The organism is Ensifer sp. 4252, assembly GCF_050434565.1.
GTDB lineage: Bacteria > Pseudomonadota > Alphaproteobacteria > Rhizobiales > Rhizobiaceae > Ensifer.
The window spans coordinates 1-22,834 of record NZ_JBNDIU010000021.1 but is presented as its reverse complement, the minus strand read 5'-3'; the positions used below and the strand labels follow the sequence as shown (position 1 = coordinate 22,834).

Here is a 22,834-nt window from a genome sequence, read left to right as displayed (position 1 = left end):
TCCATCGCCCGCTTTTGTCGGGGATCTGAAAATCTGGATCAAACTTCTTTAAGCGTCATCGAACCATTCAGGCTTCCGATCAACGTCGCACTCGCCTCGTTCAGGCCCAGAATGTCTACGGCCATACCATGCGCCTTGAAACGTTCAGCGACCTTGTCGAGAGCATCTACGGCGGTGATGTCCCAGAAGTGCGCCTGTGACACGTCGATAAGAACGACCTTGCCGCCTGCCTCTTCTATATCGAATGCTTCAACAAAAATGTCTGCCGACGCGAAGAACACCTGACCCGAAACGCGATATGTCAAGCGTCCCGCAGCTGCGTCGACGACAGTTTCAATGCGCAAGAGGCGTGCAACTTTGAAGGTGAAGAAAACACCGCTTAGAAGGACGCCGACCGTGACACCGAGAGCCAGGTTTGAAGTGAACACCGTGACGAGGACCGTCGCAACCATAACCGCACTCGACACCTTGGGATGAACGATCACGCTGCGCAAAGACTGCCAGTCGAATGTGTCTATTGACACCATCACCATGATTGCGACCAGGGCTGCGACTGGAACCTGCGAGACCCACGGCTTCAGCAAGACCATCAGCACCAGGAGAAAGGCCCCCGCAAACAGCGTGGACAGGCGGCCGCGTCCGCCATACTTCACGTTGCTGACGGTCTGGCCGATCATGCCACAGCCTGCGATCCCGCCGAACAGACTTGCCGCGGCATTGGCGATGCCGAGGCCCGTGCACTCCCTGTTCTTCGAACTCGCAGTTTGCGTAAGGTCGTCTACGACACCGGCCGTCATCATGGATTCAAGCAGGCCGACCATCGCGATGGCGAGCGCCGGCGCTGCGATAATCCCCAGCGTTTCCAGTGTCAGGGGAACGGCGGGCCAACCAAAGATCGGAAGAGAATCAGGCAATTTGCCGAGATCGGCAATGGTCATCACCGGAAGTTTGAACGAGATTGATACCAGACTCAATACGAGAATACAGATCAACGGTGACGGTATTGCCTTGGTGAGCCTTGGGGCAAGGTAGATGACCGCAAGCCCCGCCGCCAGCATGCTGTAGGCAAGCCAGTCACCGCCGATGATGTGCGGCAGCTGGGCTCCAAAGATCAGGACCGCAAGCGCGTTGACGAAGCCGGTGCGAACGGATTTGGAAACGAAGCGCATGAGTACGCCGAGGCGGAGAAGTCCAAACACGATCTGAAGCACGCCCGCCAGCAACCCGGCTGCAAAGAGATAAGGTAGCCCGTGTGCGTGGACGAGGGGGGCCGCCACGAGTGCCACTGATCCTGCTGCAGCCGAGATCATGGCAGGACGCCCGCCGGTGAAGGCTATGACAATGCCGATGATAAAGGATGCGAACAAACCGACCTGAGGATCGATCCCGGCGACGAAGGAAAAGGCGATGACCTCAGGGATCAAGGCGAATGTCGCGACCGCTCCCGCAAGCATTTCGCGCATAGGAGCGGCGGACCAATCCCGACGGATGGAGGAAAATCGCATTTGATGAGTTCTCGCAAAGCATGTCGAACGCGCTCTTTCGCGCGGTTTTGGAGATGGCATGCAGGTTTGCGTGGTCTGGCGGATCGGCGGCCAGAAGAGCCACCCGGAGTTTCACCGGGTCCGTGGTGAGTGATTTTTTATGACGTCATTTGTTCCGCATTGCAACATCGAAAACTGCATGGGCACAACTGGCGAGGATGGTCCTTCACCTTTGTCCGCCGTTCTCACCTTTGCAAGAGCCCGCACCATTTGCCGACCTCAATGATTCGCCCAAGCGCACCAGGCACTTCCTTCAGTCAGGAGCTTGGGAAAGGATCTTCGTTCCGGAGATCGCTGAGGAGCTCTATCAGGCGCGGTGCCATATCTCGGATCTCAGTCAGGTGAATGGTGCTCAATCGCTTCAGGATGTCCGCGGCCCGGGTGGTAAGTGCAAGTGTTTGGCGGCGCTTGTCGGCAGGATCGGGCTCCCGCGTGACATAGCCGGCTGATACCAGTCGCTCGACAAGTTCGGATGCAGTGTGCGGCGCGATGAGCAGGCGATCTGCGAGGACCCCAACTGACAGGGGTGTGTCGCCGCGGTAGCCTTTCATTGCCAGAAGCGCCTGGTGTTGCTGACTGGGGAGCCCTTCCTGCTGGGCAGCCGACGTCGAAAACTCCGAAAACCGGCGCAAGATGTAGCGCAGATTGGCAAGGGCCTCGTAGTCGGCGTCAGTGATTTCGTCTCTCTTTTTCGTCACGTGCTTTGGCACCAAAAGTGGTTTGCTGGCCTCGTGCTTACCTGCTGAGGTGCGGTCTGCCAACACCGGTTTGATTTATATCGTATCACGATATAACAGGGCCGCGGGCATTGCGCCCTCGGTCCACCGTTGCAACAGGTCTCTCGATGCAAACGAAACTTCCTCACTCACGCCAGCACGATTTCATGGGCGGACTTGCTCGCCGCGAGGCTGGCGATTTCACGACAGACAGGCGCGTACTTCTGCTGATCGGAATGGCGCTGATCGTCGGTACCGGTGGGGCCTTTGCAGCCTGGCTTCTCGTCAATCTCATCGCCCTTGCGACCAACTTTATCTGGTTCGGGCGGGTGAGCGCCGAGGAGGCGCGGATTGCCGACGTCGTCTTCTCGCCATGGATGGTCTCGATCCCCGTCGTTGGCGCGCTCGTCATCGGCTTGATGGCACGCTTCGGCTCGGAGAAGATCCGGGGACACGGCATACCCGAAGCGATCGAGGCAATCCTCATTGGCGGCAGCCGCAGGTCAGCGAAGGTGGCCGTCCTGAAACCACTGTCGTCGGCGCTTTCAATCGGAACCGGCGGGCCGTTCGGGGCGGAGGGGCCGATCATCATGACCGGTGGGGCGATCGGTTCGCTGTTTGCGCAGTTTTTCCATATGAGTGCGGCGGAGCGAAAGACCTTGCTGGTTGCCGGCGCGGCGGCTGGCATGACGGCGATTTTCGGCTCACCGGTTGCCGCCGTCATGCTTGCGGTAGAGTTGCTCCTGTTTGAATGGAAACCGCGCAGTTTCATTCCTGTCGTCGTCGCGGTCTGTGCCGCTGTGACCTGGCGTCCGCTGTTGTTCGACGTCGGTCCCCTGTTTCCAACGCATTTCCAGGTAAGTCTTCCTTGGTGGGGTATCCTGGTTTGTGCGGGGGTGGGGATTGTCTCCGGTCTTCAATCAGGCCTGCTCACGACACTGCTCTAGAAGGTCGAGGATCTGTTCGAGCGATTGCCAGTCCACTGGATGTGGTGGCCGGCGCTCGGAGGCCTTGCGGTCGGACTTGGCGGACTGATCGAACCTCATGCGCTCGGTGTCGGCTACGATGTCATCGAAGGATTGCTGCATAACAACCTACCGGCTTCGACGGTGATCGCCATTCTCATCCGGCACGTCAGGCGGTGTGCTCGCACCGCTACTGATACTTGGGGGTGCCCTTGGATGGCTGATTGGTTTGGCGCTCCCAGGAGATCCGGGGTTCTGGGCGCTCCTTGGCATGGCAGCGATGATGGGCGGCACGATGCGTGCGCCGCTTACCGGAACGTTTTTCGCCATTGAGATCACCGGCGATCTCGGCGCACTCGTTCCCTTGCTGGCTGCAACGATCGCCGCCTATGCCGTGACCGTACTGTTGCTGCGGCGCTCGATACTGACTGAGAAAATTGCGCGCAGGGGACAGCACATCACCCGCGAATATGGCGTCGATCCGTTCGAGTTCACCCGCGCCCGCGACATCATGGTCAACGCCGTCGACACTTTGCCGGCGACCATGAGCGTCGAGGACGTTTGCGCGCATTTTGCCAAGGCGGACAAGGCCCACCGAACCTACCCGGTCGTCGACGAGGGCGGCGCGCTCATAGGCATAGTATCCCGCGCCGAGGCGCTGCGGTGGCAACGGGACCCCGACGTTAGGGCTGAATTGTTGAAAGACAAGATATCAGATACATCGCTTCCGATCGGGTACGCAGACGACACCGTTGGACATATCGCAGATATCATGATTGCGAACGACATCGCTCGAATTCCCGTCATCGATCCGGTATCCAGGCAAGTGGTCGGCCTCGTCGCGCGAAAAGATCTTCTCCGGCTCAGGCAGGCACAGAAATCTTCCGAACTGGAGCGGCGGCCGTACCTTTGTAGGACGAGTGGTTCAGGGTGATGAACAACTCAGTGTCGTCGATTGTCGTTAGTGGAGGTGGCGCTTTCCAAGACGACAATGCCCGAGTAGAGCACCGGTGTGCCTTGGCGATCACGGAAGCACCTTCCGAAAGCAACGACTGAAACGTAGCGGCCACCACGCGTCCTGACGCGGTAGGCAGATTGTTGCGCCCGCCCGCCAACAATTGTCTCGGTAATCTTTTTGCCAAACGTGGCCGGTCGTGGGGGGGGGGACGCGGTCGAGGAAGGATTTGAGGGGCAGTCCGCCTTTGGCTTCCTCGGCGACAAGGCCAAAAAGCTCCGCCAAGGCCGCCATGCCTATTGCCGAGATCGGGCACGGCCTAGGGGCACGGACGAGAAGCTGCGCCGCCCATCCTTCAAGGGCTGCAAGAGGCGGCGGACAATGATGAATTCCCGTGTTTAGTGCTTTGGTAATGACGTGATTACAGAAGAGCTGCTTGTCAAGCGGTTGTGATGCGAAGCGGAAGTAATATTAGACGATGCTCATTGACAAAGTTGCTACTCGGCTCGAGCATTGTCCCCCGGCGTAGACCATGGAGGTGACCATGTCACAGGCTTTTTCGACTTCGATAACAAGACGAAGCGTGGTCGCAGGGCTAACGCTGACCGCTGCTTCTGTGACTGTTTTGGCGGGCGCGGATAACGCGCAGGCCAATCAAACCACACCTGAAAAAAGCCTGTACGAGCGACTCGGCGGAGTCTTTGCCATCGCGGCGGTGGTGGATCATTTCAGCGACGCCGTCATCGAGAATCCTATTGTCGGCCAGAAGTCCGAAAACCCGCAGTTGCGCGAATGGCATACCAAAAACCTCGGAAGGCTGCCCGGCCTCAAGTTCATGCGAACGCTGTGGGTTTGCAACGTTTCAGGTGGACCCTTTCAGTATACGGCCACCAAGCCTGGCGCGACGCCGCTCGGCCTTGAGGCGGCCCATCGGGACCTGCGCATCTCCCCCGTCGAATTTGATGAGGTCGCCGCGGAACTCGGACGGACCCTGGACTTCTTCAAGGTCCCCGAACCGGAGAAGGCCGAGGTTCTGGCGGCCTTCGCCGCCCACAAAGGCGAGGTCACCGCGGGCTAGGTCGCTGCTGACCCTCCTGCATGCCCGAAGCTGGACAATCCCGCCTATCTTTCGCTGGGCGGGATTGTTAATGCGCGATAGGCCTTGTGTACGGTCCGCTGACTTCCACTTACCGAGGGCGCGCGCGACCCCCATCTCAGCGATTGCTAAGTTTTGCGTCTTGTTGGTCTGAAGCGCCAGGGACGCCAGCCTGCGCCTCCAAGTCAATGCAGGAGTCGTCGCCTCCGCGCTCTGGAAAATGCTTCCCCCGTCTTTTCATTCTCCCGCATTGTATCAACGTGTGCCTGTATCAGGTCGATCAATCCGAGTGTGGCCTCTTGTTGGCTTCAGCCAGCGGCAGCAGCACGCTCGATGAGTATCTGGAATGCCGCCTCCATCGCTTCCTCGCAATCGATCAGTCGATCAGGGCGGTTCATCGGGCGCTTCGGTGGGGCGACATCGGCAATCTGCAAGGCAATCCTAATTGAAGGCGCCTGTCTCCCGGGCCCCGGGATGCCGGTGCCGGCGGTGCAGCCGAGCACCCACAAAATCCGTAGTCTACCCAGCCGGCATATTGGGTGATGTCGGCGTCGGGGTAACCCAACCCCCAGCGGGTCTACGCATCCGTTTACATGGCAGGCCCTGCCAAATAGATGCGTCGCGAATTGTGAGGTCGACGGTTCAGATCCGCTCAAGACGAGGGATCGGAAGACGTCCCGGAGTGACGGCATGTTGCCGGATTCCGATCGTCTCAGTCGGGTGGAACTTTGCCGTTCGACTCGCCTACACACGCGGGCAACGTAACGACCATTCCTTCACTTATCGGCTTCCCCCTGCCCAGACAAGCAGGATTGTGACTGCGAAAATTCAAGTGTTCCGCGACACCGAGAAGCTGCGGTGCCTGCGCGAGCCCTACGTGGTAGAATGAAGGCGGCGGTCTCATCACGGCATCGAAAAGGTGGACAGAGCTATGGACAGGCGGCTCACCGCGATCCTTGCCGCCGATGTGGTCGGCTACAGCCGACTCATGGGAGCGGATGAGGTCGGCACGCTGGCCCGGCTGAAGACCTGCCGCCGGGACCTGGTCGATCCCGCCGTCGAGGAGTTCCACGGCCGCATCATCAAGCTCATGGGAGATGGCGCACTCGTCGAGTTCGCGAGCGTTGTCGATGCTGTCCAGTGTGCCGCCGAGGTCCAGCGGCAAGTGGCCAGCAACGACCAGGGAGTATCCGAGACCCAGCGAATTCAGTTCCGCATCGGTATCAATCTCGGTGACGTTATTGTCGAAGGCGATGACATCTACGGCGACGGCGTCAACATAGCCGCCCGTCTGCAGGCTTTGGCTGATCCCGGCGGCATTTGCATATCCGGGAGCGCGTTCGACCAAGCAGTGCACAAGGTCGACGTCGGCTTCTCAGCTCTCGGGGAGCAAAAACTGAAGAACATAGCCGATCCGATTCGCGTCTATCGCGTTCTGCTGGACCCCTTAAAGGCGGGCAAGGTCGTCGCGGCCCCGCGGGCTGGACGGCAGGCTATGATGCTGGCAACGCTCGCAGCGCTGTTGATCGCGAGCACCACGATTGTCGTCCTATGGCAATGGCCGTTTGCGCCGCCACGCCCAACCATCGCGGTGCTTCCTTTCGTCAATTTGAGTGGCGACCCCGGCCAGGACTATTTCACCGATGGCATCACCGACAACCTGATCACCGATCTCGCCAGGCTTTCGCACCTCGACGTCATCTCCCGGAATTCGGTCTTTGTCTACAAAGGCAAGCCCGTCGTTTTGGCAGAAATCAAACGCGATCTCGGTGTGCGCTTTGTCGTTGAGGGCAGCGCGCAGCGAACCGGCGATCAAATCCGCGTCAACGCGCAACTGATCGATGCGGCAAGCGGCGACCATCTGTGGGCCAACCGATTTGGCCGAGGCGGGGCGGATGTGTTTGCCGTGCAGGACGAGCTCAGCAGGCAGATCGCCGAGGCGCTCGGCCTGACGCTGACTCCGTCCGAGGCCGAGCGGATTGCGCGACCGCCGACCGCCAATCTCGAAGCATACGACTACTACCTGCGGGCCGTGCAGGCGACGCGGACTGGCCGGCGTTCCCGGATGTTGGAGGGGCTGGCGCTCTTTGACAAAGCGGAGGCGCTCGACCCCGGTTTTGCCGAGGCCTTCGCCGCCGACGCGCACGCTACCGCCTATGTTTGGCGAAGCGCCTACGACGACGTTCTCCAGAGCGCGCTGGCGCGAAAAAGGGCCTACGACAAGGCAAGTCTCGCGCTGGCCCTCGACCCCGAGCTTTCATCGCCGTACGCCGTTCTCGCCGTCATGCAGGTCGTGGACCGCCGCTACGAGCAGGCGATCACCTCGGCGCGGAAGGCAGTGTCGCTTGGACCCGCCGATGCCGACGCTCATATGGCCTTCGCATACGTTCAACTGGTCTCCGGTAATCATGCCGAAGCCGCTGCGGCCGTCGAGGCGGCGCTCAAGCACGATCCAAACCTCTCCGCCATCGGCAGATACACTGCTGGCCTGGTGTTTTATCTGCAGCGCGACTACGCGAAGGCCATTGACAATTTCGAACACGCCCGAAATGGTTCGCCGGGGAACGGCGAGTTCGTTACTCCTCTCGCCATGGCCTATGTCCGTGCCGGCCGCCTCGATGACGCCCGCGCGGCTGTCGCCGAGGGAATCCGCCTTCAGGCCGGGCGCGATTGCCTTGCAGGCTGGCGGCTCGGCCATGCCCACTTCCGCGAGCAGGATTTGATGTTTATTCTCGATGGCCTTCGCGAGGCCGGCCTGCCGGAATGGCCGTTCGGTTTCAAGGCCGACGAGCGTGATCGGCTGAACGGTGACCAAATTGCACGCACCGTCATGGGCAAACTGCTGCGGGGTAAGACCGAGCCCTCGGGAAGCCCGGCAATCATGCAAATCGGCCTCGATGGCAACGCGGCGTTCCGCTCGGCGACGCAGTTGATGACCGAAACGGTTTCCATCAATGGAAACATGCTCTGCGAGCAAAGCGAGAATGCATTCGGTCAAGCTGATTGCGGTCCGGTCTACAGACGTGCCAACTCGCCCGACGAGACCGTCTACGCCTACGTGAACTCTACAAAGGTCTTCTATTTCTCGCCCGTGAAATAGATGCGGCCGATCTTCGGTCAGTGATACTGATCCATTTCCAGATCGGCCGCCACCTTCGGCCAATTGCCGTCTGCCTTCGCCACGGCGTCTTCCGCGTTGGCGGCGAACCCCTCCGCATGCTTCTTGTCGTAGATCAGGTAAAGCTTGCCGTCGATGATCTTGAAAGCTTCCGGATCGATATTGACCGTGACCGACCCATAGATAACCTCGCCCGCGCAGTAGCCGCCATACTGAGGCGTGTATTTGAGCGGTTCGCTAATGAACATCTCGCGGTGCTTGGCATTGGCGAAATGCCACGGCGTCCCCAGCCATTCGTAGGAGAACTTCTCCGAACCCTTCGTCGCTTTGCCTTCGGTAAAATAGGCGACCGTGTCGTATCCCATGATAGCCACACCGCCGAAGTAGCCCGTGTTTACCGAGTCGTCGGCGAAAGCAGGCGACCCAGCGGCGACCGTTGCCATAGCGAGAGCGAATACCGCCGCAGAGCGACTGATCCGTCGCTCACCGCTTCTGGTCACTGCATCCATCTGTGCCTCCTGTTCAATCGTGGAGTTCCATGCACTTCGCATAATCTTGGTCGCCGAGGAGGCTGGCCGGAGGGCAGGTCGCGCCATGCCGCTTGAACAGCCGGACGATGTCCGTGTTGCCCTTCCAGAGCGCCCTCGTGATCGGGGTGTAGCCATGAACCTCGGCGTGACCGACATCGGCACCCTTGGAGATCAGAAACTCGGCAAGTTCTACGTGGTTTTCCTCACCTGCTACCATCAGCGGCGTCACGCCCGCCTTGTTGGCCGCGTCATCGAGCGTCGCTCCGTGGTCGAGCAACAGCTTGCTGATCGGCAAGCTGCCGGAAAAGGCCGCGGCATGAAGGGGCGTAAAGCCGCCGACGTTGCGCACCATGACATCGGCATCCTTGCCGATCAGCAATTCGGCTATGGCGAGCTGGCCTGCCAGGGCGGCGTTGATGAGAGGCGTTGCCTGATCGCGTGCCCGGCTGTCCACATTGGCACCCGCGGCCAGGACCCGCTCGACGGCGGCGGTGTCTCCCGCCGCAACTGCATCGAACAAGGGTTGACCCGCGGCCGCCATTGTCGCCGCGAAAAACAACGCTACCGATGCAAGTAATCGGCGCATGGCTCCACCTTGGTCGTTTCCAATGAAAAATAGCACGTGCGCCGACCTTTGGGTAGGACAGTGTGTCCAAGATGGCAACAACCAGGCTTCGTGGAATAAATCAGTGTCGGCTCTTTCACGACGTGGACACTTTAGGCGGGACAGTCCTCAGCAGACCCCATAGAGCAGCGGACCAGCGCCGACTGCGGACAGAAGCAAGCACGCGGCGAGGGATTAAGCTCACAAGGGATTGACGCAATGCCCGTTACAGAAGATCGCATAATGTATTAACGGGACCTGTTAGATGTACACCTTCCAAGCCCCTCCCACGGCTCCAAGGAACGCGCTCGCGACCATTCTGCCCTTCGACAGCCGCGAGCTCGCCGTAGCAAGTAGTTGAGCCCGAGCCCGAGCCCTCAATCCGCAACTTTCCGTACGAGCGAACTCACCGACGCGCAGAAAGTGTCCCTTCACCCAACCATCGAGATAATCTCGGAGCCGATCCACAGACGAGCTTTTCAAGAATTGCGACCGATAGCTTCATCTGCAGGCGGCGCCTATTCCGGTGTGACCCTGATCGCGCCGCTTGCCTCTCTACGTTCAATAATTTGTGGGTTTTCATCGGCGCGTTGAATACCAGATTTTACTGAACGCCGCAAAATCAGTTCACTAAAAATGTGCATTCAACGCTCTGTTGAACAACGAAATATGATGAACGTCGTATTGTTGTGGAGTGCTTGGTCGACAGTTCGATTCCCATCAAGGAAAGCAATGCGCGGAGGCCGCACCTCTCAAGTCCGCGCAAATTCCAACAGTGGCGCGATATCATGATTGTCCGCTGCGCGTAGGGCTGCGACGTAGCGGGTACGGAGTTCGCCAACATCAGCCAGAGTTTCGCCGCCCCAACTGAAACGTTCGCCACCCAGGCGTTCGATTAGAAGGTCGGCTGCTAATCGGGCGTGGCGGCCATTTCCGTTTGGAAAAGGGTGAATGGCGACTAGACGATGGTGAAACCTTATCGCAATCTCATCCGCCGGAAATGTCTGGTGCTCGATCCAATAGCGAACGTCGCTCAATAGGCTCGCGAGCTCCATTCCGATGCGGTAGGCTTGGACGCCGATGTTGCGCTCCGTCATTCGGAAGGCGCCGGCCCATTCCCAGACGTCGCCGAGCATCCGCTTGTGCAGCGTTCTCATGAACTCCTCGCTGAGCATTCGCTCAAGCGGCGCACGTCGGCGACCCCGTGCCCAGGCCGCGCCCTCGACGATATTCTCCTGCTCCGCTTCGTTGAGATCCCGGCGGTGCGTAATCCATGTCTGAAGGAGTCCGTCACGCTCGTGCGGTTCAAGGGGTGTCGCGTCTTCAGGCTCCTGAAACAGGTCTGTCATGGGTCGTTCCAGAGGTCGCGGTCGGAGAGCCTGTCGCGAATGTACGCCTGGACGCGGGATTCGAAGGCTGCATCGTCTGTGCCCTGGGCTTCTAGCCGCATTGTATGCGCGACGCGGTGAAGCTCGCGTGTTGCGATTTTCCGTGCGCGTGCCTCGACGGCCGCCTCGAGCGAGCTGTTGGGAACGAGTGCGTAGACGAGCGTGCAATCGAGCGCCTCGGCTGCGCGACGCAAGGTGTTCAGCTGAATCGTGCCGGCGGCTTCCGACTTCTCGATGGCTTCTACGGTTTGGGGCCGCACGCCAATGCGCGTGCCAAGCTGTGCCCCCGTCATCCCGAGCGCGTCACGTAGGGCGCGCACCCATCCTTTCGGCGGCGCTTTGAACCGATCGATTGGTTTAAGCGCCCAAAGTCGCTCATCAAGCCGGAGGCGCCCCCTTTTTCGACTGTCGCTTTTCATCCAGAACTCTCAGATTGTGAGCTGATCCTGACGTGATAGATATCAGAATACAGTCTGATATTCAAGTTGCTGACTCTAACCGTGATATGATATGGCGACTCAGATTCCAGTCTGTAGGCTGTGAATCAGAGGTAAATATCAGTCTGTAATCTGAATCCAATCATCTCGCTCAGGTGGTTCTAAGACGCGAAGTGGACGTTCGGTCGCGCCTCGGCCGAACGCACGCGCCGACGACCCCCTTCGTAAGTCCGAAATCCTTGGTTTCAGTCCCATCATTTCAGCTATAAGGTGGGAGACATCGCCCAAAGGGGATTCAAGGCCATTGCCCCCAGAGAAGAAGGACCGTTCGCTTGTTGCACTGGAACAGCGCGACGTAAGCACCGACCAGCGCATGTTCTCACCTTCCGTTGCGCGAAATTCGGCGCCGATCCTCGCGGTCCTAAAACGTGTCCTTCCAACACGTGGCGCCGTGCTGGAGATTGGATGCGGGACCGGCGAGCACGCCGTGTGTTTTGCGGGAGCAATGCCCAACCTCACCTGGCAGCCGAGCGATCCGGATGCCGACGCCCGCACCAGCACATCTAGCTGGATCAAATTCGCCGGGCTGAAGAATGTGCTGGCACCGCGGGATATCGATGTGTGTTCAGGACAATGGAGTGTCGAACAAACGGGGCATTTTGACGCCATCGTGTCGATCAATATGATCCATATCGCGCCATGGGCGGCAAGCTTAGGATTGTTCGCAGGAGCTGGCCGTTTGCTTCACGCTGGTGGGCTTCTTCTTCTCTACGGCCCATTCATGCGCGACGGGGCACACAACGCCCCCTCGAACGCTGCTTTCGACGCGGCTCTAAAGGAGCGCAACCCATCCTGGGGTGTGCGTGATATCGCTGATCTTGAACAAGTGGGTGAGGCCGCTGGACTTAATCTCCGCGAGACGATCGAGATGCCTACCAACAATATGTTGCTGGTCTTCTCTAGCGGTAGTGCCTGAACGACAAGCGGGCGCGAAAGAGACGTGGGCCCATAGCAGCATTCGCGCCCTTTGCTGCCGTTCGAGGTCGATCCGAGGACCGTGCGGCATGTGCTAGAATGCCGCCGAAGGAGGAACGCGACAGACGCACTGCGAGGGGCGGTGTGATCGAACCGGAATTCGCGCGACCGAGTGCCAACGTTGTGTTCTTGGAAGGGGAGACGAGGACTATGCCGACACCAGAGCAACCCAGCCTAATAGTTCGACAGAACTCCCCACAGAACACCGAGTTTCCGTTTGCGTCGCTCTCCGATTGGTTGATCCCAACCGAGCTGTTCTTCGTGCGAAACCATTTCCCCTCGCCGGACCTCGATGCGCGAGACTGGAGATTGCGCGTTGGCGGGGCGGTGGAGCGGCCGATCGAACTTGACCTCGACAGCATCAAGGCGATGCGGAGCACGACTTTCACCGCCGTCGTCGAGTGCGCAGGGAACGGCCGCGTCTACTATGTGCCCCCGAAGGAGGGGTTGCAGTGGCAGAACGGAGCCGTCGGCAATGCTGCGTGGACAGGTGTTCTTCTGCGCGAGATTTTGGAAATGGCGGGCGTTAAGCGAACCGCACGTGAGGTTCTGCTCGTGGGCGCAGACAGCGGCGTCGTCGACACGAACAGGAAAACGGCTTCTCCCGGCCCCATCGCTTTTGCGCGCAGTTTACCGATTGAGAAGGCCATCGCTCACAGCACGATCCTTGCCTATTCGATGAACGAGGAGCCGTTGACGCGCGATCACGGCTACCCGCTACGCGCGGTCGTGGGTGGCTGGTTCGGCATGGCTTGGGTCAAGTGGATCACGCATATCACGGTTGTGGAACAACCGTTCCTTGGCTACTGGCAGGCGCGCGACTATTTCCGTTGGGAGCGCAGCCTCGGGGAACCCAGGCTGGTCCCCCTCGCGGAGATGGAGGTCAAAGCACAGATCGCGCGACCCGTGCAAGGGGCGCGTCTCATCGCCGGCCAACCGTATCGGATTTTCGGAGCCGCCTGGAGCGGCGAGGCCGTTATCCGGCAGGTGCAGGTCTGCACCGGAGATGGTAGGGGCTGGCGCGAGGGAAGGCTCCTCGAACCAGAACGTCCCTTTGCATGGCGCTTGTGGGAGTACATGTGGACTCCTGAGGAAGTGGGGCGATATAAGCTGCGATGTCGCGCGACCGATGGGGCGGGGTGCGTGCAGCCCGACCTCCAGCGTTCCGACTGCGAGAGCTACGCGGCCAATTGGATCGTTCCGGTGGAGGTTACGGTCGTTCCCGAGCCACAGACCTACGAGGAGGAATTCGTGATCTAATCACCCGCATGGGGCGGAATGGCGGCTTGGCGCAACTGCAACCCGCGTTGTCACTGCGTCATGTCCGTTTTGCAGCAACGGCGGCCGGTGGCTCCATGACCAGTATGCGGGCGCAAAGCGGCCATCCGATGTGCCGCTGCTTCAACATCCGCGACGATCTTGTCTCTGCGGTAATACAGGTGACGGCCCGTCCCGAACAGCCCGAATTTATACTGCTCGAGGCCAGCGGAGTGGCGGACCCGTCGGGCATCGCACTCACCTTCATGGACGAGGACATGCGCGATCGAATCCGGTTGGACAGCATCATGTGCATCGTCGATGCGGAGCAGGTATTCCTGGCACCCGAACTGATGGAACTGAAGCTTCGCCAAGTGGCGTTCGCGGACATGCTCATTCTCAAGAAGGTCGATCTTGTCGCCCCGAAGGAGATTGAACGGATCAAGACATGGCTCGACGACCGGTTCCACCGCTATCGGCTCGTGCAGGCGTCCCATGGAAACGTACCGCTGGAAATCCTGCTGTCAGTCGGTCGGTTTGATCCGATGCAGCTCGACGCCATCCCCCCGGTCGAGGATTCCGGTCATTACCCGGACTGTCGCGATCACAATTGCGGGCATCGCCTCCATTATCGCAGGCATGACCCCCCGCAGGTTTTCCGCACGTGGAGCTACGAGACGACAGAGCCGCTTTCACTGAAAGCCCTGCGTGAGGCGGCGCGAAAACTTCCTGCCAACGTCTATCGATGCAAAGGCATCGTCCATGTCGCTGAAGAACCAGGCCGCCGGATCGTCCTTCAAGTCGTCGGCAAGCGGGTGGATATTGCGGTCGGGGACGAATGGAATGACGAGGAACCGCGAACCCGCATCGTAGCCATCGGAGCGCGCGATGGGGTTGATGGTGCGGCGCTGCGCCAGGTGTACGACCGATGCCGTGCGGAGTCGCCGCAGGTGCTCGCGCAGCCGGCGGCCTCGGCATGGATGACTGCCGCGTCCTAAAAGTGGAACGACAGCCGGGTGAACAGGCCATGCTGCGTGGCGTCATAGCGGAAGCCGCCGTCCTGATGGTCGGTGTAGAGCGCCCGGTAGCCGAAGGACGACGAGATCGTGTCGGTCCAGTTGTAGCCCACGGTGGCCGTCCCCTGCAGGGTGATGTCCGAAGCGATGCCGAACCCGCCGACATCGGCCATCACATCGACGAACCACCGGTCGTTGATGTCGTAGTGCAAAGCCATGCCGACGATGGGATCGACCCAGCTTTGCGAGCCGCTGCGGTTCGTTCCGGGAAAGAAGACGGGGTCAATCGAAATGTCGACCTTGTAGTCCTGGTAGCGCAGACCGCCAGTGGCGTAGAGCTGCATGTTTTGGACATTCACCGGCAGCTCGTAGCCGACCAGCGCCGTGAACAGGATTTGCTCCTGTTCGAACCCGACGTTGCCCCCGAAAGGCCCGACATCCGCATCTGCGGAAATCTTCGACCACATGACATCGGAGTAGAGCAGCCAGCTATCGCCAGTCGCCTGAAAAGACCCCGCAAACGCGCCCTCAAGGTGCTCGATGGCATCGAGTGCAGACAAGTTCACGTCGGCGGCTGGAAGCCCGCGGACGCCGATACTGCCGTCCAAGGCGGTGAACCAACCATCCAGCGCCACCTGGTACTTCCACCCGCTGTCGGTGGGAGGAGCACCGTAGATATCCGACGCGTCGGCGGCTGCCACTGGAGTGGTCGCGGCGAGCGCCACTGCAAGTACGAGATATCTGCTCTTGCCAGTCATCTGCGTATACATCCATTTCTGGTCCCGGGAATCGCCTATCGACGGATGATGAAGTCCGATATTAGCTGTGTCGAGAGAAAAGTATGAATGTTCGGGCTGACGCCCGTGGCTGACACGGCTCCGCAGTCCAACAAGGTCGATATGCTCATAGCACACCCCCCCGCCCGGTCGACCGTTCCCGGACAGGTGTTCACAGGTGAGCGGGCCCGGAAGCCGACCTACGCCCAGATCACCGTTTCCATTCCGCCGGGCGGAAAGGGCAAAGTCGGCGAAGTTGCTTAGCCGAAGAAACTGCCGTTCCAATCCGGCAACCGAAACATACTTGGCAGGCACCGGAATGGCGCGCAGATTGCTTGACAGACGTGAAAGCCGAAACTGTATTTTCCTTGAGGAGGAATGACGATGCAGGATTTGAGCAGTAGTCGAAGAAAACACGGCTTTGGGAGGGGTCTCCTCATCGGCCTCTTGGCAACTTGTTTCTCTCATCCGGCCTGGTCCCAGGAGGCCGTGCCCACCGACATCGGCGACATCGACAAGGAGAAGGCCGCGGGGGTCTTCGCCAAGCAGCGTGCCTACTCGCCCTACGCTGACAGGAACTTTCCGACGCGGCCGTTCTTCGGAGACACCCACCTCCATACCTCCTTCTCGATGGACGCCGGAGCGTTCGGTGCAAGGATTGGTCCCCGGGACGCCTATCGTTTCGCCCGAGGCGAACAGATCACCGCCTCGTCGGGCCAGCCTGCCAAGCTCTCCCGTCCTCTCGACTTTCTTGTGGTCGCGGATCACTCGGACAACATGGGTTTCTTCCCGGACCTGTTTGCTGGCAAACCGAACATGCTTGCCGACCCGACAGGTCGCCGATGGTACGACATGTTGCAATCAGGCCAAGGGGCCAATGCCGCGATGGAGATTATCGTCGCCTTCTCCCATGGGAAGTTCCCGAAGGACCTCATGTATTTTCCAGGTACGGACGCCTATCGAAGCGCGTGGCAGGAGACGATCGCTGCGGCTGAGGAGTATAACGAGCCGAACCGCTTCACGGCGTTCATCGGCTACGAGTGGACGTCGAACACAAACGGCAACAACCTGCATCGCAACGTCATTTTCCGCGATAACGGCGACAAGGCAAGCCAGGTCGAACCCTTCACCGTCTATCCGCCGATGGGCAGCGACAACCCTGCGGACCTCTGGAAATGGATGGCGGCCTACGAGCAGAAGACCGGGGGCCGGGTGCTGGCGATCGCCCACAACGGCAATCTGAGCAACGGCACGATGTTCCCAATCGTTGAGGCGTTCGGCAGGAAGATCGACGCGGATTATGTCCAGACGCGCGCGAAATGGGAGCGCCTCTACGAGGCGGCTCAGACCAAGGGAGCAGGGGAGTCCCATCCGTTCCTGTCTCCGAACGACGAGTTCGCAGATTTCGAAACATGGGACAAGGGCAATCTGGATGGCAGCGTGCCCAAGACCAAGGAGATGCTCGAATTCGAATATGCGCGGTCAGCCTATAAGAACGGACTGAAACTCGAAGAGCAATTCGGCACCAATCCATACAAGTTCGGGCTTATCAACAGTACCGACGCCCATACCGGCCTCACTGCCGTGGAGGAAGAAAACTTCTTCGGCAAAACCACACCGCAGGAGCCAAGCCCGCACCGCATGACCGCCGCTTTCATTGAAAATAAGAAATCGGGCGTCAGGATCATGGACTGGGAAGTATCGGCTGCAGGCTACGCCGCCGTGTGGGCCTCGGAGAATACCCGTGCCTCAATCTGGGATGCGATGCAGCGAAAGGAAACCTACGCGACGACAGGCCCACGCATGGTTGTTCGCTTCTTTGCCGGTTGGGATTTCGAGCCTAAGGATGCGCAAAGCCGCATGCCAGCGGATGTCGGCTACGCGAAGGGCGTCCCTATGGGCGGCGACCTTGCCGCAGCACCCGCAGGCAAGGTTCCGACGTTCCTGGTTGCGGCTCTCAAAGACCCGATTGGAGCTAATCTTGACCGCTACCAGATCGTCAAGGGATGGCTCGACAAAGATGGCAACGCGCAGGAGAAGGTCTATGATGTCGCGTGGTCCGATGACCGAAAGTCAGGGTCAGACGGAAAACTGCCGTCAGTTGGCGATACCGTTGACCTGGCGACAGCAACATGGACGAATTCGATCGGTGACCCGGAGCTGATCGCGGTCTGGAAAGATCCGGAATTCGACCCGGCGCAGCGGGCATTCTACTATGGCCGCGTCATCGAGATTCCGACACCGCGCTGGACCGCCTACGATGCCGTCCGTTTCGGCGTCAACCCTTTGCCGGGGACGAAGATGACGCTGCAGGAACGCGCCTTCACGTCGCCGATCTGGTACAACCCGTCATGAAGGACGGTGACAAACCGCGATTGTATTCGATTGCGGCGGCCACGCTAACTGCTGCGTCACTCTTGCTCAGCCCCCCAGCATTCGCTCACGACGCTGCAGGCGTCGCAGGGGGGGGCGCGTCAGGCTTCATGCATCCGCTGCTGGGATGGGATCACATCGCCGCGATGGTGGCGGTCGGCATCTGGGGGGCGTTTCTCGGTGCGCCCGCAATCTGGGTACTGCCCGTCGTGTTTCCGATGGTCATGGCGTTTGGTGGTGCGCTCGGCATTGTTGGCGTGCCGCTTCCAGGCGTCGAGCTGGGTATCGCGCTGTCGGCTATCGTACTGGGCCTGATGGTGGCACTGGCGGCGCGTCCGCCAATATGGGTCGCGGCACTCTTCGTCGGGGCATTCGCGATTTTCCACGGTCACGCGCATGGCACGGAACTGCCCGCCGCGGCCGACGGCGTGGCCTTCGCAGGCGGCTTCGTGCTGGCGACCGGTCTTCTCCATCTGTCAGGGATCGCGCTCGGGCTGCTCACGAAATGGGATTTCGGCAGGCTCGCAATTCGCGCACTGGGTGGAGGCATCGCGGCGGCGGGCGTGGCATTCCTCGCAGGTGTGGCATGAAACGCGGTCTGGCCACGGCTTTTCTGTTCGTCGCAACCGTCGGACCTGCGTCCGCGCATAGTCCCGTGAAGGGGATCGGCGTCTTCTACACCGGGATGCTGCATCCCTATCTTGTGCCCGGACATCTGCTGGTACTCCTGGCGCTGGGACTGATGATCGGTCAGCATGCGCCGACCAGCAGCAGGTATTCGCTACTGTCTTTCGTTGTCGCGCTTGCTGGTTCGGCAGCTTTGGTGTCGTGGCTCCCGGTCGAGGCTCCACCCGAGAGAATTCTCCTTATGGTCGCGCTATTCGCAGGCCTGATGGTCGCTGGATCGGTGGCTCCCGGCGTCCTGCTTTCGGTCCTGTTAGCGATTGTCGCTGGCGCAGTCCTGGGAGCGAACAGCGGCCCCGAGGGAGTCCTGCCCGAGGAGGCGTGGCTGGCTTTCGCCGGAACGTTGTCAGGAGCAAGCCTCGCAACCCTTTACTGCGGTGGACTTTCAGCCTGGCTCAGCCGTTTCCCGTCGTGGCAAGCAATCGCCGTGCGCGTCCTCGGCTCGTGGACGTCCGCCTGCGCGCTTATCGTCCTTGTTTTCGAATATGCCAGGACCGGAGCGGTCACATGAGCCCGTTGCGCAAAATTCTCACTGAACCACTGGCGCAGTTTTTCTTTCTGGGTGCGGTCGTGTTCGGTCTGTATTCCGTGATGGACCGTTCGCCTCCGGCCGGGGACAAGGGGGTGATCGAGGTCGGCGAGGGCCAGCTCGCTCAGTTGTTCAAAACCTTTTCCAAGACCTGGCAGCGCCCGCCCACCGAAGCGGAATTGACAGGTCTCATCGACAGCTTTGTAAAGGAGGAGGTGTTCTATCGTGAGGGCCAGAAGATGGGCCTCGATCAGAACGACACTGTCTTTCGCAGGCGCATGCAGCAGAAAATGGAATTCCTGCTGGAACCAAGTGCCGAACAACTGACGCCGAAGCCCGGCGAACTTGAGGACTATCTCAAGGCGCATGAGGACAAATATCGGCGTCTGCCGCAACTTGCTTTCCGGCAGGTCTTCTTCAAGAGCGATCGTCCTGGCGACGGAGGTGAGACGTCGGCGACCACCGCTCTGAAAGTCTTGCGGCGTGCACCTGAGACGGGTGGCACTTCTCTCGGCGACACGACGCTTTTGCCCGGCCGAGTGGATCTGACCGACGCCGATATGATCGCAACGACCTTCGACGAGCAGTTCGTCAAGGTGCTGTCATCCGCGCCGACGGGGCAATGGTTCGGCCCCGTCCGCTCGCAATATGGCGTTCATCTCGTATTGATCGAGCAGAGAATCGAGGCGAGTGCGCCATCGCTTGAAGGCGTCAAGGTCGCTGTCCAGTTGGATTGGGAAAGCGAGAGGCGGAGGGAAATCGCCGCGCGGCGCTATGATGAAATGAAGAGGCGGTATGAGGTCAGGGTTCTCCGGCCGACCGACATGCAGAGACCGCCAGTCGAGATAACGGAGGCACATTGATCCGTTTCCTGAATCTTGTTGCCGCATGCTTCCTTCTGCTGGCGTCGGCCGCACGGGGACATGAACTGCGCCCCGCATTTCTCGAGATCAATGAGATCGCGCCGGCCCGCTATGCGGTCACATGGAAGGTTCCAGCGCGTGGCGATGCAAGGATGGCTCTCTATGTCAGGTTACCCGAGACTTGCAGGCAGGAGGTCGAACCTGTTGGCGGTTTCATAGAGACCGCCTATGTCAGCCGCTGGCAGACGGAGTGTGTCGGCGGGCTGGCGGGGCAGGTGATCTCCATCGACGGCCTGTCATCGACCTATACCGACGCCTTGGCGAGGATTGTCAATCTCGATGGCACCACGCAAACCAGCCGGGTTTCGCCTGACTTCCCGGACTTGACGGTGGCGGCATCTCCTACCAGCATGGATACGGCAAGAACGTACTTCCTTCTGGGCGTCCAGCACATCCTGTTGGGTATCGATCATCTATTGTTCGTCTTTGCGCTGCTGTTGTTGATCCGCAAACCCCAGGCACTCCTGGTTACCGTCACCTCGTTCACGGTGGCGCATTCGATCACGCTCGCCTTTGCCGCCTTGGGCATCGCGTCCGCACCGCAGCCGCCCGTCGAGGCGCTGGTAGCGCTCAGCATTATGTTTGTGGCTTCCGAAATCGTCCGTTCCGGTCGCGGCGGCATTCATCTTTCCAGCCGCTATCCTTGGTTGATCAGCTTTCTGTTCGGTCTTCTGCATGGTTTCGGCTTCGGCGGTGCGCTGCGCGAAATCGGTTTGCCCCAGAAGGATGTTCTGCTCGCGCTGCTCACTTTCAACCTCGGCGTTGAGGTGGGACAACTTTTGTTTGTCGCGATTGCGCTCCTGGCGCTGGCTAGCATGAGGCTATTGCTGGCCCTCGACCTTTCGCGCTTGCGGTTAGGGCTCGCATATCTGATTGGAACGCTGTCCGCTTTTTGGTTCCTCCAGCGCATTTCGGGATTTGGATAAGGGCTTGCTGTTTGGATGACTGCTGTACGGCCTAGCCGCAATCAAGCGGGATGAGTTGCGCGTCTCTGGCAGGGGCAGATGCTGGCTCCCGTAAGCTCGCGAATGGTGGAAGGAAACGTCTTCCGCTAATCCTCCAGCCGGCACTTGCTGTTGGAGACGAAAAGCCCGTCGATGAGTTTCAGCGACTACGCCGAGGTCTTTATCCGAGCGCTGCGTACAGTTTGGATTTACCGCCCTCCAAGCCAGGGCCCTCAGCGAGCTCGCCTGAGACCTGTTAAGGTGGTCGACGACGAGGATGCGGCCGAGCCGCCACTGGCGCCGCGGCAGCTCAGCCCATGGGACGCTCAAACCTCGCCAACAGGGAATAGGGCAAAATTACCGGCACGAATCTGTTGCAGATTCCCTCGCACGCTCGCTCCGGGCTCGAAGAGGGCGGCGTGATCGAGGTGGGTTCGCCGGGACATGGTGTGGTCGAATTTCGGACGCGAGATGAATACTTTCATCGTCAAGCTGCGAACCGGTGGATGTGTGCGGGCGAGGAGGACGCGGCGTTAGCTGGGACGCTTTTGGGCGAAGGGAGCGATCTCCGTTCTGGTATTGTGCCTCTAAGATCGCGTAATGTATCGACTGTAACTGCGCGCCATCTTTCCGGGTAGTATGGTCCTAGGATAGCATCTCGAGGCCATGCTTTTGTACGATAGAAAGTAGCTGTAGTGCTGGTGCGCTCGGCCGCTTCGCGCCCGTTTCCCATTTTTGCACGGTGGACTCGCTGGTATTGAGGAAGCGCGCGAAGACTGGCTGGCTTACGTGATTGTTCTCGCGCAGCGCCTTAATCTCACCCGGCCTCAGCTCCTGAGGGATGGACAGGCAAGTCTCATCGAAGGTCTTCATGGTTTTCTTGTCGATGGTGCCCGCCGCATACATATCTTCGACGGCGCTGTGGATCGCCTCAAAGGCATCGCTTTTAACCCTGCGCTTAGTCGCCATGGCAAATCTCCAATAGGGCGCCGGTCACCATTTCGGCATCACGCTCGGCCTGTGTCTTGTGCCGATAGAGTCGGCGAGCTTCCGAAAAGCCAGGAGCTCGTCGTCATCGATGTTTGCGCGGTCCTTCTTCGCAAACAGATAGGCAAACACCCAAAACTCACCGGCTTTCGCCACGACGATCGAACGATGCATGTCGTCGTTGAGCCGCTTCTTGAACACGCCGCCACCGAGATCATCAGCCTGTCCGCTTGCGACTTCTAAATCGCCTTGCAAAGGGCCTTGTCGGAGATCCGCGCTTTCTTCGCTGCCTTGGAAAACCACGCCGTTCTGAAAGTCCGTTCTGACATCGTTTTATATGCACTGGGTGCTACACCTATCAAGGTCTTTGGCTGAAACCTCTGTCTTGGCTGTAGCCCTTTATCGCCGTATCGCTGAACCTTTCAGCTAGGCAAGAAGCCGTGTGTACGGAGCCGGGGCACTTCATCACGCAGCGTTTCGGTGACCGGCCGGAACTCCAGACCCAATTCTCGTGTGCTCTTCGCACAATCGTAGCGAGAGCGGTCATTCTCCAAGTCAACTGTTCGCGCCATGGCCCAACTCAGCTTGTCCAGTAATGGCCGGTAAAGCTGGGTGAATGCGTGGCTCGCGGAATAGAGGGAAAAGCAGAGCATCCCGGCGACGCCGCGATGGTCGTCTGGCTTCGTCATGGCGATCTCCTTTCCGCACAAGTAATTCGCGCACGATCTATTTGCCAGCGGTTGACATGGTCAATTCAGAAACATATAGATTGTACGCAAATAAATCGTACACAAATAAATCGGACGCAAATAAATAACTGCCTCACGCCTGAACCTAGATCCCAAGCCATGAAGGATATCGTCATGTTCAAACTCGCCGCCACCCTTGCCTTTGCCGCAGCTCTCCTGTCCGGCAGTGCAATTGCCCAGCCCGCAAAGCCCACAGTCATTCTCGTCC

General features: G+C 59.7%; 18 protein-coding genes, 5 pseudogenes and 1 other annotated feature. Of the genes and pseudogenes, 13 read left to right on the top strand and 10 right to left on the bottom strand.

Annotated features, from left to right (window positions below):
* Window positions 1–38: 38 nt before the first annotated feature.
* Together ABIE33_RS28040 and ABIE33_RS28035 are read right to left on the bottom strand one after the other, a co-directional pair.
* A complete protein-coding gene (locus tag ABIE33_RS28040) occupies window positions 39–1,505 on the bottom strand; it encodes a SulP family inorganic anion transporter (protein ID WP_429131149.1) in 1,467 nt (488 codons plus the stop codon).
* Between the two features lie 69 nt (window positions 1,506–1,574).
* Window positions 1,575–1,630, bottom strand: a sequence feature (sul1 is cis-regulatory element that is thought to sense ions involved in sulfur or methionine metabolism; They are found in Alphaproteobacteria).
* 171 nt (window positions 1,631–1,801) lie between these two features.
* Window positions 1,802–2,242: a MarR family winged helix-turn-helix transcriptional regulator gene (locus ABIE33_RS28035; protein WP_429131295.1), complete on the bottom strand. Its 441-nt coding sequence runs from the start codon at window positions 2,240–2,242 to the stop codon at window positions 1,802–1,804.
* A 146-nt stretch (window positions 2,243–2,388) separates the two neighbouring features.
* Between ABIE33_RS28035 and ABIE33_RS28030 the strand changes: the two are divergent.
* The 3 genes and pseudogenes from ABIE33_RS28030 to ABIE33_RS28020 all read left to right on the top strand — a co-directional run bounded on the left by ABIE33_RS28030 (window position 2,389) and on the right by ABIE33_RS28020 (window position 8,376).
* Window positions 2,389–4,159 (top strand): annotated as a pseudogene (locus ABIE33_RS28030) (chloride channel protein).
* Between the two features lie 565 nt (window positions 4,160–4,724).
* The gene (locus tag ABIE33_RS28025) at window positions 4,725–5,258 is read left to right on the top strand and encodes a group I truncated hemoglobin (RefSeq protein WP_429131147.1); all 534 of its coding nucleotides are present in this window, start codon (window positions 4,725–4,727) and stop codon (window positions 5,256–5,258) included.
* 949 nt (window positions 5,259–6,207) lie between these two features.
* Window positions 6,208–8,376: an adenylate/guanylate cyclase domain-containing protein gene (locus tag ABIE33_RS28020; RefSeq protein WP_429131145.1), complete on the top strand. Its 2,169-nt coding sequence runs from the start codon at window positions 6,208–6,210 to the stop codon at window positions 8,374–8,376.
* Window positions 8,377–8,393: 17 nt separating this feature from the next.
* Here ABIE33_RS28020 and ABIE33_RS28015 read toward each other — a convergent pair whose 3' ends face one another.
* The 4 genes from ABIE33_RS28015 to ABIE33_RS28000 form a co-directional block, all read right to left on the bottom strand.
* Entirely contained in the window at window positions 8,394–8,903 is a 510-nt protein-coding gene (locus ABIE33_RS28015) for a YHS domain-containing (seleno)protein (RefSeq protein ID WP_429131144.1), read from the bottom strand.
* Window positions 8,904–8,916: 13 nt separating this feature from the next.
* Window positions 8,917–9,510 (bottom strand): ankyrin repeat domain-containing protein, encoded by a 594-nt coding sequence (locus ABIE33_RS28010; RefSeq protein ID WP_429131142.1) that lies wholly within the window; start codon window positions 9,508–9,510, stop codon window positions 8,917–8,919.
* A gap of 770 nt (window positions 9,511–10,280) precedes the next feature.
* The gene (locus tag ABIE33_RS28005) at window positions 10,281–10,877 is read right to left on the bottom strand and encodes a mobile mystery protein B (protein WP_429131141.1); all 597 of its coding nucleotides are present in this window, start codon (window positions 10,875–10,877) and stop codon (window positions 10,281–10,283) included.
* Window positions 10,874–11,335 carry a mobile mystery protein A gene (locus tag ABIE33_RS28000; protein WP_429131139.1) on the bottom strand — a complete coding sequence of 154 codons (462 nt, stop codon included), beginning with the start codon at window positions 11,333–11,335 and terminating at the stop codon, window positions 10,874–10,876. Before ABIE33_RS28000 ends, ABIE33_RS28005 begins: the two co-directional genes overlap by 4 nt.
* A gap of 322 nt (window positions 11,336–11,657) precedes the next feature.
* Here ABIE33_RS28000 and ABIE33_RS27995 point away from each other — a divergent pair, with 322 nt between their 5' ends.
* From ABIE33_RS27995 to ABIE33_RS27985, 3 genes are all read left to right on the top strand, one after another.
* Window positions 11,658–12,329, top strand: a complete 672-nt coding sequence (locus ABIE33_RS27995; protein WP_429131137.1) for a DUF938 domain-containing protein — start codon at window positions 11,658–11,660, stop codon at window positions 12,327–12,329.
* Between the two features lie 209 nt (window positions 12,330–12,538).
* On the top strand, window positions 12,539–13,648 hold the full coding sequence (locus ABIE33_RS27990; protein WP_429131134.1) for a sulfite oxidase: 1,110 nt from the start codon (window positions 12,539–12,541) through the stop codon (window positions 13,646–13,648).
* A 26-nt stretch (window positions 13,649–13,674) separates the two neighbouring features.
* Window positions 13,675–14,643, top strand: coding sequence for a CobW family GTP-binding protein (locus ABIE33_RS27985; RefSeq protein ID WP_429131132.1), 969 nt, complete (start codon window positions 13,675–13,677; stop codon window positions 14,641–14,643).
* Here the strand turns inward: ABIE33_RS27985 and ABIE33_RS27980 are convergent.
* Window positions 14,640–15,419 (bottom strand): hypothetical protein, encoded by a 780-nt coding sequence (locus ABIE33_RS27980; protein ID WP_429131130.1) that lies wholly within the window; start codon window positions 15,417–15,419, stop codon window positions 14,640–14,642. The genes ABIE33_RS27985 and ABIE33_RS27980 overlap by 4 nt on opposite strands.
* An 87-nt stretch (window positions 15,420–15,506) precedes the next feature.
* Here ABIE33_RS27980 and ABIE33_RS27975 point away from each other — a divergent pair.
* The 6 genes and pseudogenes from ABIE33_RS27975 to ABIE33_RS27950 form a co-directional block, all read left to right on the top strand.
* Window positions 15,507–15,698: pseudogene (locus ABIE33_RS27975) on the top strand (esterase); the annotation flags it as partial.
* Between the two features lie 123 nt (window positions 15,699–15,821).
* Window positions 15,822–17,792: a DUF3604 domain-containing protein gene (locus tag ABIE33_RS27970; protein ID WP_429131128.1), complete on the top strand. Its 1,971-nt coding sequence runs from the start codon at window positions 15,822–15,824 to the stop codon at window positions 17,790–17,792.
* Window positions 17,789–18,400, top strand: coding sequence for a HupE/UreJ family protein (locus ABIE33_RS27965; RefSeq protein WP_429131126.1), 612 nt, complete (start codon window positions 17,789–17,791; stop codon window positions 18,398–18,400). The genes ABIE33_RS27970 and ABIE33_RS27965 overlap by 4 nt, the downstream gene beginning before the upstream one ends.
* Window positions 18,397–19,005, top strand: a complete 609-nt coding sequence (locus ABIE33_RS27960) for a HupE/UreJ family protein (RefSeq protein ID WP_429131124.1) — start codon at window positions 18,397–18,399, stop codon at window positions 19,003–19,005. The genes ABIE33_RS27965 and ABIE33_RS27960 overlap by 4 nt, the downstream gene beginning before the upstream one ends.
* On the top strand, window positions 19,002–19,886 hold the full coding sequence (locus tag ABIE33_RS27955; RefSeq protein ID WP_429131122.1) for a peptidyl-prolyl cis-trans isomerase: 885 nt from the start codon (window positions 19,002–19,004) through the stop codon (window positions 19,884–19,886). The genes ABIE33_RS27960 and ABIE33_RS27955 overlap by 4 nt, the downstream gene beginning before the upstream one ends.
* Window positions 19,883–20,872, top strand: a complete 990-nt coding sequence (locus ABIE33_RS27950; protein WP_429131120.1) for a HupE/UreJ family protein — start codon at window positions 19,883–19,885, stop codon at window positions 20,870–20,872. Before ABIE33_RS27955 ends, ABIE33_RS27950 begins: the two co-directional genes overlap by 4 nt.
* A gap of 663 nt (window positions 20,873–21,535) precedes the next feature.
* On the opposite strand, the gene ABIE33_RS27945 is transcribed toward ABIE33_RS27950, so the two are convergent.
* From ABIE33_RS27945 to ABIE33_RS27935, 3 genes and pseudogenes are all read right to left on the bottom strand, one after another.
* Window positions 21,536–21,859, bottom strand: a complete 324-nt coding sequence (locus ABIE33_RS27945) for a helix-turn-helix domain-containing protein (RefSeq protein WP_429131118.1) — start codon at window positions 21,857–21,859, stop codon at window positions 21,536–21,538.
* A pseudogene (locus tag ABIE33_RS27940) lies at window positions 21,849–22,206 on the bottom strand (type II toxin-antitoxin system RelE/ParE family toxin). The gene ABIE33_RS27945 and the pseudogene ABIE33_RS27940 overlap by 11 nt, the downstream one beginning before the upstream one ends.
* Before the next feature lie 255 nt (window positions 22,207–22,461).
* Window positions 22,462–22,554 (bottom strand): annotated as a pseudogene (locus ABIE33_RS27935) (MarR family transcriptional regulator); the annotation flags it as partial.
* 186 nt (window positions 22,555–22,740) lie between these two features.
* On the opposite strand from ABIE33_RS27935, the pseudogene ABIE33_RS27930 reads away from it, so the two are divergent.
* A pseudogene (locus ABIE33_RS27930) lies at window positions 22,741–22,834 on the top strand (alpha/beta hydrolase); the annotation flags it as partial.

What these genes read in the sequence shown, in the direction of transcription:
- ABIE33_RS28040 (WP_429131149.1), bottom strand. Translation starts at nt 1,505, where the DNA reads ATGCGATTTTCCTCCATCCGTCGGGATTGGTCCGCCGCTCCTATGCGC.
- ABIE33_RS28025 (WP_429131147.1), top strand. Translation starts at nt 4,725, where the DNA reads ATGTCACAGGCTTTTTCGACTTCGATAACAAGACGAAGCGTGGTCGCA.
- ABIE33_RS28020 (WP_429131145.1), top strand. Translation starts at nt 6,208, where the DNA reads ATGGACAGGCGGCTCACCGCGATCCTTGCCGCCGATGTGGTCGGCTAC.
- ABIE33_RS28015 (WP_429131144.1), bottom strand. Translation starts at nt 8,903, where the DNA reads ATGGATGCAGTGACCAGAAGCGGTGAGCGACGGATCAGTCGCTCTGCG.
- ABIE33_RS28010 (WP_429131142.1), bottom strand. Translation starts at nt 9,510, where the DNA reads ATGCGCCGATTACTTGCATCGGTAGCGTTGTTTTTCGCGGCGACAATG.
- ABIE33_RS28005 (WP_429131141.1), bottom strand. Translation starts at nt 10,877, where the DNA reads ATGACAGACCTGTTTCAGGAGCCTGAAGACGCGACACCCCTTGAACCG.
- ABIE33_RS28000 (WP_429131139.1), bottom strand. Translation starts at nt 11,335, where the DNA reads ATGAAAAGCGACAGTCGAAAAAGGGGGCGCCTCCGGCTTGATGAGCGA.
- ABIE33_RS27990 (WP_429131134.1), top strand. Translation starts at nt 12,539, where the DNA reads ATGCCGACACCAGAGCAACCCAGCCTAATAGTTCGACAGAACTCCCCA.
- ABIE33_RS27980 (WP_429131130.1), bottom strand. Translation starts at nt 15,419, where the DNA reads ATGACTGGCAAGAGCAGATATCTCGTACTTGCAGTGGCGCTCGCCGCG.
- ABIE33_RS27970 (WP_429131128.1), top strand. Translation starts at nt 15,822, where the DNA reads ATGCAGGATTTGAGCAGTAGTCGAAGAAAACACGGCTTTGGGAGGGGT.
- ABIE33_RS27965 (WP_429131126.1), top strand. Translation starts at nt 17,789, where the DNA reads ATGAAGGACGGTGACAAACCGCGATTGTATTCGATTGCGGCGGCCACG.
- ABIE33_RS27960 (WP_429131124.1), top strand. Translation starts at nt 18,397, where the DNA reads ATGAAACGCGGTCTGGCCACGGCTTTTCTGTTCGTCGCAACCGTCGGA.
- ABIE33_RS27955 (WP_429131122.1), top strand. Translation starts at nt 19,002, where the DNA reads ATGAGCCCGTTGCGCAAAATTCTCACTGAACCACTGGCGCAGTTTTTC.
- ABIE33_RS27945 (WP_429131118.1), bottom strand. Translation starts at nt 21,859, where the DNA reads ATGGCGACTAAGCGCAGGGTTAAAAGCGATGCCTTTGAGGCGATCCAC.